This window comes from Curtobacterium sp. NPDC088465, from assembly GCF_044753165.1.
In the GTDB taxonomy this organism is placed as follows: domain Bacteria; phylum Actinomycetota; class Actinomycetes; order Actinomycetales; family Microbacteriaceae; genus Curtobacterium.
In genome coordinates, this window is the sequence record NZ_JBIVMR010000001.1 from 1,534,680 (window position 1) to 1,549,389 (window position 14,710).

Sequence of the window (14,710 nt, forward strand, 5' to 3'; positions counted from 1 at the left end):
CACACGCGAAACACTTCGGCCCTAGTTTTCTCGGCAACCCACGTGGAGGAGACCGCGCTCGACCCGATGCGGTTGGGCCTCCGCGCAGAGAAAGGGCTCCACGGATGACCAGAACCACCCGTGCCACCACGGCACTGGCAGTGGCGGGAGCGGCAGCGCTCCTCCTCGCCGCGTGTTCCACCAGCGGCAGCGCCGAGACCACTTCCTCCGCCTCCGCCGGCGGTGCGAAGAAGGACCCGGCGGCGAGCTGCAAGGCCCCCGACACCCCCGGTACCGACGCGCTGAAGATCGGCACGATCCTCCCGCTGACGGGCACCCTGTCGTACCTCAACCCGCCCGCCGAGTCCGGCGTCGGCCTCGCGGTCGAGGACATCAACTCGGCCGGAGGCGTGCTCGACAAGGACGTCAGCATCGACCCCGCGACCGACTCGGGCGACAGCAACGACATGACCGTGTCGAGCTCGGCCGCGACGAAGCTCGTCAACGCCAAGGTGCCGGTCGTCATCGGCGCCGAGTCGTCGAGCGTCACGCTCAACGTCATCGACCAGCTGACGAGCAACTGCATCGTGCAGATCTCGCCGGCGAACACCGCGACCGACCTGTCCGGGTACTCGTCGCACTACTACCGGACCGCGCCGCCGGACTCGGTGCAGGGCTCGGCCCTCGGCCAGCTCGTCACGGGTGACGGCAACGCCAAGGTCGCGTTCCTGGTCTTCAACGACACCTACGGCACGGGTCTCCGCGACACCGTGCAGCAGGCGATCGAGGACTCGGGCGGCCAGGTCGTCTACGGCGGCAAGGGCAAGGGTCAGGAGTTCCCGCCCGGACAGACGACGTTCTCGTCCGAGGTCACCGCTGCGCTCGCCGCGAAGCCGGACGCCATCGTGGTGCTCGCCTTCGACGAGACGAAGTCGATCATCCCGGAGCTCAAGTCGCAGAACGCCGACATGTCGAAGATCTACATGTCCGACGGCAACACCGCGGACTACTCGAAGGACTTCGACCCGGGCACCCTCGAGGGCGCGCAGGGCACCATCCCCGGCGCCAGCCCGAAGGACGAGCTGAAGCAGCGCCTGTCGGACTTCTACAAGCAGTCCTCGGGCAAGGAGCTGGCTGACTACTCGTACGCTGCCGAGTCCTACGACGCCACGACCCTCGCTGCGCTGGCCGCGGTGAAGGGCAAGGGCACCGACTCGGGCACCATCCAGGCCAACATGGCCGCGGTGTCCGGTGCGGACGGCGGCACGAAGTGCGAGACGTTCAAGGCGTGCAAGGACCTGCTCGACAAGGGTGAGGACATCCAGTACACCGGCCCGTCCGGCATCGGTCCGTTCGACAGCAAGAACGACCCGTCGAGCGCCTACATCGGCATCTACAAGTTCGACGGCGACAACAAGCCCGTGTACCAGAGCGCCATCCAGGGCTCGGTCTCGAAGTAACACGCAGCACGCGACGTCGGCCCCGGACCTCATGCAGGTCCGGGGCCGACGTCGTCCCCGCGAGACTCGCGTCCGCGGACAGTTCCGCGGGCGCTGGCCTGCGGAACTGTCCGGTTGGCCGAGTCTCGTGTCAGCGCACCGGTCCGCAGATGATGCGACCCGGACGGGAGGCGCGGCTCGCGCCCGTCAGGCCGGCTCGGCCGCCGCAGGGGCGAGCGTCCGCCGCCGCGCGGCCCGGGCCGCCACGAAGCTGTCGACCGTCAGGACCACGAGCGCGACCCAGACGATCCCGAAGCCGATCCACCGCGCGGGCGGCATCGCCTCGTGCTGCACGACCACCCCGACCAGGAGCTGCATCACCGGCGCGAGGTACTGCGTCAGGCCGAGCGTCGACAGGGACACCCGCCGGGCGGACGACGCGAAGAGCAGCAGCGGCACCGCGGTCGCGGGCCCGGTGAGCACCGTGACGAGGACGTGCGGCCACCCCTCGCTCGTGAAGGTCACCCCGCCGCCGAGACCCGTGACGCCGAGCACGACGAGCGCCCCCACGGCGATCGGGACCAGCCAGACGGTCTCGATCGTCAGGCCGCTCAGCGCGTCGACGGTGCCCCCGACCCGCTTCTTCACCAGGCCGTAGCACCCGAACGAGAACGCCAGCGCGAGCGAGATCCACGGCACCTGCCCGTAGCCGACCGCGATGACGACGACCGCGACGACGCTGATGCCGACGGCCGCCCACTGCGCCGCACGCAGGCGCTCGCGGAGCACGACCACGCCGAGGGCGATCGTGACGAGCGGGTTGATGAAGTACCCGAGCGCCGCCTCGACCGTGTGGCCCGTCGTCGTCGCGGCGACGTACACGGTCCAGTTCACCAGGATGAGCACGGCCGCGAGTCCCATCACGAGCATCACCCGGCGCTGGGCGAGCAGGGAGCGGGTGCGGAGCCACGACCGGGTGACGGCGATCGCCACCGCGCAGAAGACCAGGCCGAAGACGATCCGCCAGGCGACGATCTCGAACGCGCCGGCGGGGGCCATCGCGGCGAAGAGCAGGGGCATCAGCCCCCAGAGTCCGTACGCGACGATCGCCTGCACGACGCCGACGGATGCCTCGCTGCGTGCCGGACGCGCCGGGGTCGCTTCACTCACGGAACCATCCTAGGAAGGGGCGCGGACGCTGCGGGCGGACAGCGCGCCTCCAGGCCGACCACCGGGACGGGCCCGGACGCACGAACGCCCCGCCGGCTGCGAGCCGGACGGGGCGTTCGTGACGAGAGCTGCTGGTCTCAGTGCTCGATGACCGCGAGGACGTCGCGCGCCGAGAGGACGAGCAGGTCCTCGCCGGAGTACTTGACCTCGGTGCCGCCGTACTTCGAGTAGATGACCTTGTCGCCGACGGCGACGTCGAGCGGCACGCGGTTGCCGTTGTCGTCGATGCGACCCGGACCCACTGCGACGACCTCGCCCTCCTGGGGCTTCTCCTTCGCGGTGTCCGGGATGACGAGACCGGAAGCGGTGGTCTGCTCCGCCTCGACCTGGCGGATGACGATGCGATCCTCGAGCGGCTTGATGGTGACGGCCACGGTGACCTCTTCTTTCTCGGTACTGACTCGGTACAGATGGGAACCGGTTGGCACTACGCACAGGAGAGTGCCAACCACAACTCTAGGGACAGTCTGGCACTCGGTCAATCCGAGTGCCAGCACGTGTCGGGCCTCCCCGGCGACCTGGGAGGATCGACGGGTGGAAGCCGCCGACCTCGCCCAGCTGCTGACCCCCGAGGGGATGGCCCTGCTCGACCGTACGCCCGGCGTCTCGGACGGGGGCGAGATCGTCCGGGTGGTCTCCCGGCTCCGTGGCGAGGGACACGACCCGGGGCTCGTGGCAGCCGTGCTGACCCAGGCGAAGCTCCGCCAGAAGGCCCGCGCGAAGTTCGGGGACTTCGCCGCGCGGATGCTCTTCACCGAGGCCGGCCTCGAACAGGCCACCCGACTGCAGGTCGCCGCGCAGCACGCCGGTCGCTTCGCCGCCGCCGGACTGACCCGGGTCGCGGACCTCGGCTGCGGGATCGGTGGCGACGCCATGGCGATGGCCGCGCTCGACCTCGACGTCACCGCCGTCGACCGCGACGAGGTGACCGCGGCGGTCGCGACGCACAACCTCGCGCTCTGGCCGAACGCCCGGGTCGAGCTCGGCGACGCGGCCGCCTTCGACCTGTCCCGGGTCGACGGCGTCTGGATGGACCCCGCGCGACGCACGGCCGGGCACGCGAACACGAGGCGCCTGGCCGACCCGGACGACTGGTCGCCGTCGCTCGACACCGTGTTCGCCGCCGCGACGACGACCCCGACGGGCGTGAAGCTCGGCCCGGGCATCGACCGCGACCTGATCCCGGACACGCTCGAGGCGCAGTGGGTGTCCGTCGACCGCGAGGTCGTCGAGCTCGTCCTGTGGTCCGGGCCCCTCGCCCGTGACGGCGTCCGGCGCGCGGCCACCGTCATCGGCGGTCACGGCATCGCCGAGCTCACCGGCCCGGCGGACGCCGAGGACGTCGAGGTCGGTCCCGTCGGCGCCTACCTGTACGAGCCGGACGGCGCCGTCATCCGTGCGCGGTTGATCGGTGACCTGGCGCGGTCGATCGGAGGCCGGATGCTCTCCGAGGGCATCGCGTACGTCACGTCGGACCGTGCCGTGACGACGCCGTTCGCGCAGGGGTTCCGGGTGCTCGACACGATGCCCCTCGACGTGAAGCAGCTGTCGGCACGCCTGGCGGCGGAGGACGTCGGCACCGTCGAGATCAAGAAGCGCGGCGTCGACGTCGACCCGGCGCAGTTCCGGAAGCGGTTGCGGCTGCGGGGGCGGCGGTCGGTGACGCTGGTGCTCACCCGTCTGGAGGGACGGCACACCGCGCTCCTGTGCGAGCGCCTCACCGACGTGGCCGGCTCGGCCGCGGGGCGGTAGCGGGGCACGAGGCTGCGCGGGCGGTCGGCGCGAGGCGCTCTCGCTGTCGCTGTCGCTGTCGCTGTCATGATCACGTCCGCGGCAGCGACAGACCCCCGCCGAACATCGGCGGGGGTCTGTCGATCTCGCGGAACGGAGCCGTGCAGCTCGGCGCGGGTCAGCGGATGAAGGCGCCCGAGTCGTAGCCGTACGGGTCGGAGGACGAGTGGCTCGACGCGATCGCGATGATGAAGATCACCGCGAAGAGCACGTAGAGCCCGGTCAGCACCCACCCGCCGATGACCCCGGCGAGGGCCAGTCCACGGCCACCCTCACCCGTCTGCTTGATCTTCCCGAGGGCGATGTGCCCCATGATCGCGCCGGCGGGGCTCGTGAGGATCACGATCGGCCAGATGACGACGCCGGCGAACGCGAACACGATCGACAGGATCGCCAGGGTGTTCGTCTTCGGGCGCTGGGCGTACGGCTGGTACCCGCTCGTGGCGTACGGCGACGCGTAGGGGTTCCCGCCCTGCTGCGGCGCGTAGGGGTTCTGCTGGGGGCTCGAGGCCGCGTACGGGTTGCCCTGGTGCGACTGCTGCGCGTACGGGTTGCCCTGGTGCGACTGCTGCGCGTACGGGTTGCCCTGTTGCGACTGCTGCGCGTACGGGTTGCCCTGCTGCGACTGCGGTGCGTACGGGTTGTGCTGGGGCCCCGAGGCCGCGTGCGGGTTGCCCTGCTGGGACTGCTGCGCGTACGGGTTGCCCGACGGCTGCTGGCCCTGACCGTACGGGGCGCCCGACGCCTGCTGGCCCTGGCCGTACGGGGTGCCCTGCGACGGCTGCGCGGAGGGGTTCGCGGGCTGCTGGCTGCCCGACTGCCCGTCCTGCTGCTGCCGGCCGTCGTCTCCCCCGCTCGACTCGCCCGGCTTCGGCCACTGGTTCTGATCGGACACCGTCCACCCCTCCCGGCACCCGGTCGGTCGGTGCCTGCTGAGCATCCTCCCACACGGGCCGGGAGCCGGTTCAGGCGTCGGCGTGCGCCACCCGGCCGCGCGACTCAGACCTGGACGGTCGTCACCGGCAGCGTGGAGTCCGCCGCGATGCCGAGGTCGCTCGGCGCGCGCCCCTCTGCCACCAGGCGCGCACCGACCGCGGCGATCATGGCCCCGTTGTCGGTGCAGAGGTCGAACGGTGGGATCCGCAGCGCGACCCCGGCGGCAGCGCAGCGTTCCTCGGCGACGGCGCGCAACCGTGCGTTCGCGACGACCCCACCCCCGAGCAGCAGGCGGTCGACACCGGTGTCCCGGCACGCGGCGAGCGCCTTCGTGAGGAGCACGTCGACGACGGCCTCGCGGAACGACGCCGCGACGTCGGCGACGGGGACCTCGCGGCCCTCGTCCCGGCACTTCTCGACCCACCGCGCGACGGCGGTCTTCAGCCCGGAGAACGAGAAGTCGTACCGGTGCTGCGCCATGTCCTTCGGCAGCGTCAGGCCGCGCGGGAACCGGATCGCGGTCGGGTCGCCCTCCGCTGCCGCCCGGTCGATCTGCGGCCCGCCCGGGTAGGGCAGCCCGAGCAGGCGTGCGACCTTGTCGAACGCCTCGCCGGCCGCGTCGTCGATCGTCTCGCCGAGCAGTTCGACGTCGCCGACCAGGTCCCGCACGAGCAGCAGCGACGTGTGGCCGCCGGACACGAGCAGCGCCACGGTCGGCAGCTCGATCGCGCTGCCGTCCGCACGCAGGACGTCCGCACCGACGTGCCCGACCAGGTGGTTCACGCCGTACAGCGGCTTGCCCGTCGCGACCGCCAGTGCCTTGGCTGCGCCCACCCCGACCATCAGGGCACCGGCGAGCCCCGGGCCGGCGGTCACGGCGACGGCGTCGAGCTCGTCGAGCGTGACACCCGCGCGGTCGAGGGCCTCGTGCAGGGTCGGGGTCATGGCCTCGAGGTGCGCCCGTGCGGCCACCTCGGGCACGACGCCGCCGTAGCGGGCGTGCTCGTCCATGCTCGACGCGATGACGTTGGCGAGCAGGGTGGTCCCGCGGACGATGCCCACGCCGGTCTCGTCACAGCTCGTCTCGATGCCGAGCACCAGGGGTTCAGTCGCGCTCACCGAGGGTCTCCTGTCCGATCGGTCCGACACCGGTGGACGCACCGGGGGTGACGGGGAGCTCCGCCCGCATCACCCACGCGTCGACACCGTCGGGCTGGTAGTAGCGGGGCCGCACGGCGATGCGCTCGAACCCGGCAGCGGTGTACATCGCCTGCGCCACGGGGTTGTCGGCGCGCACCTCGAGGAACACCTCGTGCACCTCACGCCGTCGGGCCTCGTCGAGGAGCTCCGTGAAGAGCACCTTCCCGATGCCCCGGCCCCGCTGCTCGGCAGCGACCGCGATGGTCTGCACGTCGGCGACGGGGTTGCCCGCGAGCGAGGACAGCCCGGCGTAGCCGACGACCGTCGGGGCGCCGTCCTCGGTCGTCTCGACCACGACGTAGTACCCGTGCGGGGACCACAGCTCCCCCGCCATCTGCGACGAGGTCCAGGCGTCCGTCGGGAACGACGTGTGCTCGAGGAACATGACGTCGTCGAGGTCCTGCGGGACCGCGCGGCGCAGCCGCAGGCCGGCGGGCAGTCCGGTCACCGGACGACCCGCTTCGGGGCCCCCGGCACGGTGACGTCGGGGTCACGCAGGTAGAGGGGGGTGTCGTCGGCGAAAGGCGCGCCGGAGGCGAGCCGGTCTGCTGCCAGCGACCCGAGCCTCCCGGCCGGGACGGTCGTGACGGTCTCGCGGGGCCAGTCGACGGCCTCCGGACGGGAGGCGCGGATCGCCTCGTCCAGGTCCGCCGGCTTCGCGAGTCCGGGACCGGCGACCCGCGTGCCGGTCTCGTCGTGGGCGCTCCAGTAGACCTCGCGGCGGCGCGCGTCCGTCAGGACGACGACGGGGTGCCGCTGCCGGTCGGCCGCGATCGCGTCGTGGCTGACGAGCGGGAGGAGGGGGACGCCGCGGGCGGCGGCGAAGGTGCGCGCGGCGGCGATCCCGACGCGCAGGCCGGTGAAGGGGCCGGGGCCCGTGCCGGCGACCACCCCGGTGACGTCGGCACCGGTGACGCCGGCCTCGGCGAGCACCTCGGCGAGGAACGGGCCGATCACCTCGGCGTGCCGGCGGGAGTCGTCGGTGCTGCGCTCGGCGAGCACACGACCGCTGGCCGGGTCGACGACGGCGACCGAGGTGCCGGCGGACGTGTCGATGGCGAGGAGCACGCGTCCATCGTAGGCGCGATCGGGACGGCGGACGGTGGCGTAGTGTCCGGTGATGTTCCACCAGCACGAGGGAGGTCACCGATGCCCTGGACACCGCGCACGGCAGCGCACCGCGATCCCGAGCAGTGGCGCCGTCGGGGCCTGCTGCCGCCCGCGGACGTCGACGCGCTCGTGCACGCCCGACTCGGGTGGTTGCCGGTCGACGACCCGGCCTACGCCGACTTCTTCATCGACCCGACCACCTCGGTGCGGTCGGGCTGAACCGGCGATCCGTCAGAGCGTGACGTCCGCCCAGCGCGGCCCGGTCGCGGTGACGATCACCCGTCGGGGCTCGTCGGGAACGTCGTCGGGGTCGAGGTCGTCGGCGTCGCCGTCGGGCGCGTCCGCTCCCGTCGCTCGGACGATCTCCACGTCGAGGATGCTGTCCGCGATGCCGTCGACGAAGCCCCGGCCCCACTCGACCACCACGATCGAGGCGTCCCAGTCGAGGTCGAGGTCGTCGAGCTCCACGGGGTCGCTCAACCGGTAGGCGTCGACGTGGACCAGGTCCGGGCCGGTCGTCGTCGGGTGGGTCCGGGCGAGGACGAAGGTGGGGCTCGACACCTGCCCCCGCGCGCCGAGCGCGGCCCCGAGGCCACGCGTGAGCGTCGTCTTGCCCGCACCGAGCGGCCCGGTCAGCACGACGAGGTCGCCGGCACGCAGGACACGTGCGAGCCGCGCACCGAGCACACCCATCTCGTCGGTCGTCGACACCGTCGTGTCGAGCAGCACCCGGGCGTCCGTCACGGCTGCTCCCGGAGGTAGTCGCCGACCCGGCCCTCGACCTGGTGCCCGACGACCTCGCGCGGGACACGGGCCCCGATCCGGCAGGTCACCTCTTCCCCGATGGTGCCGAGCGCCTCGCCCCACTCGAGGACGGTCATCTCGCCGTGCTCCCCCGTGCCGAACAGCACGACCTCGTCGCCGACGCGGACCTCGTCGTCGCCGACGTCGACCAGGAACTGGTCCATCGCGACGCGACCGGCGACCGGGTACCGCTTCCCGCCGATCGTCACCTCGACGCGGCCCTGCGCGCGACGCGGCACCCCGTCCGCGTAGCCCACGGGCACGAGCGCCAGGGTGGTCTCCGACGTGGTGCGGTACGTGTAGTCGTAGGAGACGCCGGTGTCGACCGGGACACGTTTCGTCTTCGCGACCGAGGCCGTGAGCGTCATCACCGGCTCGAGCCCGAGGTCGGCGGCGGACACGCCCTCGGCACCCGGGATGCCGAGCAGGTTCGCGCCCATCCGCACCATGTCCTTGCGGAACTCCTTCCGCTCGAGCCCGGCGAGCGAGGCCGCGACGTGCTCCATCGGCAGGTCGAGCCCGAGGTCCTCCGCGGTCTCGACGGCCCGGTCGAACACGGCGACCGCGGCGCTGTCGTCCTCGTCCGACGACTCCGCGAGGTGCGTGTACGCCGCGACGACCTCGATCCGGCCGGCGCGCTGCGCGTCGACCGCGAGTGCCACCAGCTCCGGCCAGGCGTCCGCGGTCGCGCCGTCGCGGTGCAGGCCGGAGTCGACGCCGAGGTGGACCCGTGCCGGGCGCTGGTCGACGGCGTCGACGACGCGCTGCAGCTCGGCGACGTTCGAGACGCCGAGGTCGATCGCCGAGTCGACGGCGTCGCGGAAGTCGAGCGCCGGGTCGTGCTGCCAGGTGAACAGGTGCACGTCCTCGCCGACGCCGATCGCCCGGAGGCGCAGCGCGGCCGGCACGGTCAGCACGCCGATCCAGTGGATGCCGGCGTCGACGGCCGCGAGCGCGATCGGCTCGAGACCGTGCCCGTAGGCGTCGGCCTTCATGATCGCCATGACCTCGACCGGGTGCATCCACTCGCGCACGAGGTCGAGGTTCGACCGGTAGGCGTCGAGGTCGATCCGGGCCCGACGAAGGGGGGCGTTCACGTCGTCCTCCGTTCCACGCTGCGGCCGACCCTGGCGACCACCTCGTAGTTGATGGTGTCGATCGCCGCCGCCCAGTCCTCGACCGCGGGGTCGCCGTCCGCCGGGTCGCCCCAGAGCACGACCTCGTCGCCCACCCGGACGTCGGCGTCGCCGATGTCGATGTGCATGGCGTTCATCGCGACGCGGCCGACGACGGGGAACTCCCGGTCGCCGATGCGCACCGACACCCGGTTGCCGAGGTCGCGGTCGAAGCCGTCGGCGTACCCGAGGCCGATCACCGCGAGCCGGGTGTCCGTCGCTGCACGCCAGGTGTAGCCGTAGCTGACGCCGTCGCCCGCGGCCACCGGGACGGTCCGCAGCACCGCGGCGGTCACGCGCATCGCCGGCCGGAGCCCGAGGTCGGCCGAGGTGCGGTCGGCGAAGGGGCTGAGCCCGTAGAGCGCGAGCCCGACCCGTGCGGCGTCGTGGCGCGTCTCCGGCACCGCGATGCCCGCGGCGCTCGCGGCGAGGTGCACGATCTCCGGCACGATGCCGTTCGCCGCCAGGCCGTCGAGCGCCCGCTGGAGTGCGGCGTCCTGGTCGAGGTCGTCGGCACGCGACGCGTTCGACAGGTGCGACATGAGCCCCTCGACGCGGGTGCGCCCGCCGGCCCGGGCGATCCGCCCGGCGGTGTCGAAGAGCTCGGCCCACTCGGACTCGACCGCGCCGTTCCGGCTCAGCCCGGTGTCGACGCAGACGTGCACCGCGGGCACCTCGGAGTCGGCCGCGGCCGCGAGCTGGGACACGCTCGACACCGCCGGGGTGACGTCGTACTGCGCGGCGCGGCGGAAGTCCTCGTCCGGGGCGTGCAGCCACGCCAGGATCCGGACGCCCTCGTCGATGCCGGCGCGGCGGAGCGCGATGCCCTCCTCGACGTCGGCGACCCCGAGCCACTCGGCACCGGCGTCGACGAACGCCCGTGCGGCGTCGACCGCACCGTGCCCGTACGCGTTCGCCTTGACGACCGCGATGACACCCGCCGGCGCCACCTGCTCGGACACCGTGGCGTAGTTCGCGATGAGGGCCTCGCGGTCGACCGTGATCCCCGTGAACGCGCTCATGCGCCCCCTCCTTCGATGACGACGAACGCCGTCGCGATCCCGCCGTCGTGCGACAGCGACAGGTGGACGTCCGTCACACCCCGGTCCGCCGCCACCCGACGAGCGCCCTCGTGCAGCGTGAGCGACGGGTTCCGCTGGTCGTCCGACACGACCTCGAGGTCCTGCCAGCTGAGCCCGGCACTGGACCCGAACGCCTTGATGAGGGCTTCCTTCGCCGCGAACCGGGCCGCGAGCGACGACACCGGTCGGGGCTCCCCGTCGCGCAGCTGCTCGGCCGGGGTGAACAGCCGCGTCCGGAGCGCCGGGGTGCGTTCGAGCACACCCCGGAACCGCTCCGTGTCGACGACGTCGACCCCGATGCCGATGATCACGACGCGGGCCTACTCGACGGTGACCGACTTCGCCAGGTTGCGCGGCTGGTCGACGTCGAGCCCCTTGGCGGCGGCGAGCTCCATGCCGAACATGTGCAGCGGCGCGACGGCCAGCAGCGGCTCGAACAGCGGCGTGGCGAGCGGGATCCGCAGGACCTCGTCCGCGAAGGGCAGCACGGCGGCGTCTCCTTCTTCGGCGATGGCGATCACCCGGGCACCGCGGGCGCGGATCTCCTGGATGTTCGAGACCACCTTCGGGTGCAGCGAGCGCGGGTCGCGCGGCGACGGCACGATCACGAAGACGATCTGCCCCGGCTCGATGAGCGCGATCGGGCCGTGCTTGAGCTCGCCGGCGGCGAAGCCCTCGGCGTGGATGTACGCGAGCTCCTTGAGCTTGAGGGCGCCCTCGAGCGCGATCGGGTACCCGACGTGGCGGCCGAGGAACAGCACGCTCCGGGTGTCCGCCATCCACTTCGCCAGCTCGGCGACACCGGACGCGTCGTCGATGGTCTGCTGGAGCTTCGGTGCGAGGCCCTCGAGCTCGCTGACCTGCTCGGCGATCTGCTCGGCCGTGAGCGTGCCCTTGAGCGTGGCGAGGTGCAGCCCGAGCAGGTACAGCGCGACGCCCTGGGCGATGAAGGCCTTGGTCGACGCAACGGCGACCTCGGGGCCGGCGTGCGTGTAGATCACCGCGTCGGACTCGCGCGGGATGGTGGCGCCCTGCGTGTTGCAGATCGAGAGCACCTGCGCACCCTGCTCGCGGGCGTACTTGACGGCCATGAGCGTGTCCATGGTCTCGCCCGACTGGCTGATCGAGACGACGAGGGTGCGGTCGCTCAGCACCGGGTCGCGGTAGCGGAACTCGTGGGCGAGCTCGACCTCGACGGGGACGCGTGCCCACTGCTCGATGGCGTACTTGCCGAGGATGCCGGCGTACGCCGCCGTGCCGCACGCGATCACGATGACACGGTCGACCTGCTGCAGCCGGTCGGCGATCGGGTCGAGGTCGGTCAGCGTCACGGCACCGTCGTGCACGCGACCGAGGATCGTCTTGGCGACGGCCTCGGGCTCCTCGCTGATCTCCTTGGCCATGAAGGAGCTCCAGCCGCCCTTGTCCGCGGCGGAGGCGTCCCAGCTGACCTCGAACTCCTCGGGGGTCGCCGGCGAGCCGTCGAAGTGCACGACCTCGACGCCGTCGGGACGGATCGTCGCGATCTCGTCCTGGCCGATCGCGAGGGCGCGCTGCGTGTAGGCGACGAAGGCCGCGACGTCGGAGCCCATGAAGTTCTCGCCGTCACCGAGGCCCACGACGAGCGGCGAGTTGCGGCGCGCACCGACGACGACGCCCGGCTGGTCGGCGTGCACGACGAGGAGCGTGAAGGCACCCTCGAGCCGCTGCACGACCTGCTGCATGGCAGCGGTCAGGTCCCCGGTCTCGCGGAACGCACGACCGACGAGGTGCGCGGCGACCTCGGAGTCGGTCTCGCTGGTGAACTCGACGCCCTCGGCGACGAGCTCCTGCTTCAGCTCGGAGAAGTTCTCGATGATGCCGTTGTGGATGAGCGCGAGCTTGCCGCCGTCCGCCAGGTGCGGGTGGGCGTTGCCGTCGGTCGGGCCGCCGTGGGTCGCCCAGCGGGTGTGCCCGATGCCGGTGGCGCCGTCGGCGATCGGGTGCGACTCGAGCTCCTCGACCAGGGCCTGCAGCTTGCCGGCCTTCTTCGCCGAGACGAGGTCACCCGGCCGGTCGACGACGGCGATGCCCGCCGAGTCGTAGCCGCGGTACTCGAGACGACGGAGACCACCGAGGAGGACCTCCTGGCTGCTCTTGCTGCCGACGTAGCCCACGATTCCACACATGCGCACGATCCTACGGTCTGGCTGGAGATCAACCCTGCAAGTCCGCAGGAGTGGGGATACCGTTCGGGACATGGGACGCTTCGACGACATCGACATCACCACGCTGCACGGGGAGCACACCACCTTCGCGCAGTTCTCGGACCGGGCCGTCCTCGTCGTGAACGTCGCCTCGCGCTGCGGACTCGCGCCGCAGTACGAGCAGCTCGAGGCCCTGCAGAAGACCTACGGCGACCGCGGCTTCACGGTCCTCGGTTTCCCGAGCAACCAGTTCCTGCAGGAACTCGGCTCGTCCGAGGCGATCGACGAGTACTGCTCCACCACCTGGGGTGTGACCTTCCCGATGTCCGAGAAGGTGAAGGTGAACGGCAGGGGCGCCCACCCGCTCTACCAGGCACTCAAGGAGACGCCCGACGCCTCCGGCAAGGCCGGCCGGGTGAGCTGGAACTTCGAGAAGTTCCTCGTCGCCCCCGATGGCTCCGTCACGCGCTTCCGTCCGACCACGAAGCCGGACGCCCCCGAGGTCGTCGCCGCCATCGAGGCGGCCCTGCCGGCCTGACGGTCACCGTCCGCACGACGGGTCGCGTCCTGCGGACACGCACCGGGCACCGGACGGGAGGCGCGGATCACCGCAGCCGGTCCACGCACGTCCGCCGCGCCTCCCGTCTGTACGCTCGTGCCCATGCCGATCACGGAAGCCACCGTCGCGCACCCGACCCCGTTCGTGGAGATCCCGCGCGACGAGTGGTCCCAGCTCGCACCGAAGGAGCACCTGTCGCTCACCGAGACCGAGATCGTGCAGCTGCGCGGCCTCGGCGACCGGCTCGACATGCAGGAGGTCCAGGAGGTCTACCTGCCGCTCTCCCGCCTGCTGACGCTGTACGCGGCCGGCGCCAGGGACCTGCACGCCGAGACGAGCCGCTTCCTCGGTGAGCGGGCTGGCCGGACGCCCTTCGTGATCGGTGTCGCCGGGTCGGTGGCGGTCGGCAAGTCGACCGTCGCGCGCCTGCTCCGCGAGCTCACGAAGCGCTGGCCGGACACCCCGCGGGTCGAACTCGTGACCACCGACGGCTTCCTGTACCCGAACGCCGAGCTCGAGCGCCGCGGGATCATGGACCGCAAGGGCTTCCCGGAGTCGTACGACCGTCGTGCGCTGCTGCGGTTCGTCAGCCAGGTGAAGAGCGGAGCGGCCGAGGTGCGTGCGCCGTTCTACTCGCACCTCGTCTACGACATCGTCCCCGACGCCGAGATCGTCGTGCGGCAGCCGGACGTCCTCATCGTCGAGGGCCTCAACGTGCTCGCGCCGCCGGTGCACGGGCGGCTCGCGCTGTCCGACCTGTTCGACTTCACGATCTACGTCGACGCGAAGACCAAGGACATCGAGTCCTGGTACGTCGACCGGTTCCTCGCCCTGCAGGAGGAGGCGTTCTCGAGCCCGGACTCGTTCTTCCACCGCTTCGCCTCGCTGTCGCGCGAGGACGCGGTCCGGACCGCGACCGAGGTCTGGCGGGCGATCAACGAGCCGAACCTGCTCGAGAACGTGCTGCCCACGCGCTCCCGGGCGACGCTCGTGCTCAAGAAGGGCGCGAACCACAAGGTCAACTCGGTGCTGCTCCGCAAGATCTGACGCGAGCGGTGGGCGAGGCCGCCGTGCCGCCTCTGTCGTTCCGCGGCGCGACCTGCTCGCGAACAACCGGAAGCGGGGGGGGGGGGGGGGGGGGGGGGGGGGGGGGGGGGGGGGGGGGGGGGGGGGGGGCGCGGGCGGGGGGGGGGGGGGGGGCGGGGGGGGGGGGGCCGGG

At 72.2% G+C, this 14,710-nt stretch carries 16 protein-coding genes; 5 read left to right on the forward strand and 11 right to left on the reverse strand.

Annotation, left to right across the window (positions count from 1 at the left end; genetic code table 11):
- Positions 1 to 104 precede the first annotated feature (104 nt).
- A complete protein-coding gene (locus ACIP6W_RS07285; protein ID WP_400428849.1) occupies positions 105 to 1,439 on the forward strand; it encodes an ABC transporter substrate-binding protein in 1,335 nt (444 codons plus the stop codon).
- 186 nt (positions 1,440 to 1,625) lie between these two features.
- Here the strand turns inward: ACIP6W_RS07285 and rarD are convergent, their stop codons facing one another.
- Positions 1,626 to 2,588 carry an EamA family transporter RarD gene (gene rarD, locus ACIP6W_RS07290; RefSeq protein ID WP_066656944.1) on the reverse strand — a complete coding sequence of 321 codons (963 nt, stop codon included), beginning with the start codon at positions 2,586 to 2,588 and terminating at the stop codon, positions 1,626 to 1,628.
- Between the two features lie 137 nt (positions 2,589 to 2,725).
- Complete coding sequence (groES, locus tag ACIP6W_RS07295; RefSeq protein WP_056121496.1) at positions 2,726 to 3,022, reverse strand: co-chaperone GroES; 297 nt, start codon at positions 3,020 to 3,022, stop codon at positions 2,726 to 2,728.
- A 160-nt stretch (positions 3,023 to 3,182) separates the two neighbouring features.
- Between groES and ACIP6W_RS07300 the strand changes: the two genes are divergently transcribed.
- Positions 3,183 to 4,400, forward strand: a complete 1,218-nt coding sequence (locus ACIP6W_RS07300) for an SAM-dependent methyltransferase (RefSeq protein ID WP_400428851.1) — start codon at positions 3,183 to 3,185, stop codon at positions 4,398 to 4,400.
- A 157-nt stretch (positions 4,401 to 4,557) separates the two neighbouring features.
- Here the strand turns inward: ACIP6W_RS07300 and ACIP6W_RS07305 are convergent, their stop codons facing one another.
- From ACIP6W_RS07305 to tsaB, 4 genes are all read right to left on the reverse strand, one after another.
- Entirely contained in the window at positions 4,558 to 5,334 is a 777-nt protein-coding gene (locus tag ACIP6W_RS07305) for a DUF4190 domain-containing protein (protein ID WP_251160915.1), read from the reverse strand.
- A 104-nt stretch (positions 5,335 to 5,438) separates the two neighbouring features.
- Positions 5,439 to 6,494 (reverse strand): tRNA (adenosine(37)-N6)-threonylcarbamoyltransferase complex transferase subunit TsaD, encoded by a 1,056-nt coding sequence (gene tsaD / locus ACIP6W_RS07310; protein WP_251160914.1) that lies wholly within the window; start codon positions 6,492 to 6,494, stop codon positions 5,439 to 5,441.
- On the reverse strand, positions 6,481 to 7,023 hold the full coding sequence (rimI, locus tag ACIP6W_RS07315; protein ID WP_235426394.1) for a ribosomal protein S18-alanine N-acetyltransferase: 543 nt from the start codon (positions 7,021 to 7,023) through the stop codon (positions 6,481 to 6,483). The genes tsaD and rimI overlap by 14 nt, the downstream gene beginning before the upstream one ends.
- Positions 7,020 to 7,643 carry a tRNA (adenosine(37)-N6)-threonylcarbamoyltransferase complex dimerization subunit type 1 TsaB gene (tsaB, locus tag ACIP6W_RS07320; protein ID WP_400428853.1) on the reverse strand — a complete coding sequence of 208 codons (624 nt, stop codon included), beginning with the start codon at positions 7,641 to 7,643 and terminating at the stop codon, positions 7,020 to 7,022. The genes rimI and tsaB overlap by 4 nt, the downstream gene beginning before the upstream one ends.
- Before the next feature lie 81 nt (positions 7,644 to 7,724).
- On the opposite strand from tsaB, the gene ACIP6W_RS07325 reads away from it, so the two are divergent.
- Positions 7,725 to 7,904 carry a hypothetical protein gene (locus tag ACIP6W_RS07325; protein ID WP_066656960.1) on the forward strand — a complete coding sequence of 60 codons (180 nt, stop codon included), beginning with the start codon at positions 7,725 to 7,727 and terminating at the stop codon, positions 7,902 to 7,904.
- 12 nt (positions 7,905 to 7,916) lie between these two features.
- Here the strand turns inward: ACIP6W_RS07325 and tsaE are convergent, their stop codons facing one another.
- Genes tsaE through glmS form a run of 5 tightly spaced genes read right to left on the reverse strand, consistent with a single transcriptional unit; the run spans position 7,917 to position 12,914 of the window.
- Entirely contained in the window at positions 7,917 to 8,429 is a 513-nt protein-coding gene (gene tsaE, locus ACIP6W_RS07330; protein WP_251160912.1) for a tRNA (adenosine(37)-N6)-threonylcarbamoyltransferase complex ATPase subunit type 1 TsaE, read from the reverse strand.
- Positions 8,426 to 9,586 (reverse strand): alanine racemase, encoded by a 1,161-nt coding sequence (alr, locus tag ACIP6W_RS07335; RefSeq protein ID WP_400428856.1) that lies wholly within the window; start codon positions 9,584 to 9,586, stop codon positions 8,426 to 8,428. The genes tsaE and alr (ACIP6W_RS07335) overlap by 4 nt, the downstream gene beginning before the upstream one ends.
- The gene (gene alr / locus ACIP6W_RS07340) at positions 9,583 to 10,686 is read right to left on the reverse strand and encodes an alanine racemase (protein WP_209685292.1); all 1,104 of its coding nucleotides are present in this window, start codon (positions 10,684 to 10,686) and stop codon (positions 9,583 to 9,585) included. The genes alr (ACIP6W_RS07335) and alr (ACIP6W_RS07340) overlap by 4 nt, the downstream gene beginning before the upstream one ends.
- Complete coding sequence (locus ACIP6W_RS07345; protein WP_209685290.1) at positions 10,683 to 11,057, reverse strand: holo-ACP synthase; 375 nt, start codon at positions 11,055 to 11,057, stop codon at positions 10,683 to 10,685. The genes alr (ACIP6W_RS07340) and ACIP6W_RS07345 overlap by 4 nt, the downstream gene beginning before the upstream one ends.
- Positions 11,058 to 11,066: 9 nt before the next feature.
- A complete protein-coding gene (gene glmS, locus ACIP6W_RS07350; RefSeq protein ID WP_209685288.1) occupies positions 11,067 to 12,914 on the reverse strand; it encodes a glutamine--fructose-6-phosphate transaminase (isomerizing) in 1,848 nt (615 codons plus the stop codon).
- A gap of 70 nt (positions 12,915 to 12,984) precedes the next feature.
- Between glmS and ACIP6W_RS07355 the strand changes: the two genes are divergently transcribed.
- A complete protein-coding gene (locus ACIP6W_RS07355; RefSeq protein WP_251155205.1) occupies positions 12,985 to 13,470 on the forward strand; it encodes a glutathione peroxidase in 486 nt (161 codons plus the stop codon).
- Between the two features lie 123 nt (positions 13,471 to 13,593).
- On the forward strand, positions 13,594 to 14,538 hold the full coding sequence (coaA, locus tag ACIP6W_RS07360) for a type I pantothenate kinase (RefSeq protein ID WP_066656980.1): 945 nt from the start codon (positions 13,594 to 13,596) through the stop codon (positions 14,536 to 14,538).
- Positions 14,539 to 14,710: the final 172 nt, after the last annotated feature.

Coding starts and splice junctions, on each gene's coding strand:
- ACIP6W_RS07355 (WP_251155205.1), top strand. CDS start 12,985: ATGGGACGCTTCGACGACATCGACATCACCACGCTGCACGGGGAGCAC.
- glmS (WP_209685288.1), bottom strand. CDS start 12,914: ATGTGTGGAATCGTGGGCTACGTCGGCAGCAAGAGCAGCCAGGAGGTC.
- alr (WP_209685292.1), bottom strand. CDS start 10,686: ATGAGCGCGTTCACGGGGATCACGGTCGACCGCGAGGCCCTCATCGCG.
- ACIP6W_RS07325 (WP_066656960.1), top strand. CDS start 7,725: ATGCCCTGGACACCGCGCACGGCAGCGCACCGCGATCCCGAGCAGTGG.
- ACIP6W_RS07285 (WP_400428849.1), top strand. CDS start 105: ATGACCAGAACCACCCGTGCCACCACGGCACTGGCAGTGGCGGGAGCG.
- coaA (WP_066656980.1), top strand. CDS start 13,594: ATGCCGATCACGGAAGCCACCGTCGCGCACCCGACCCCGTTCGTGGAG.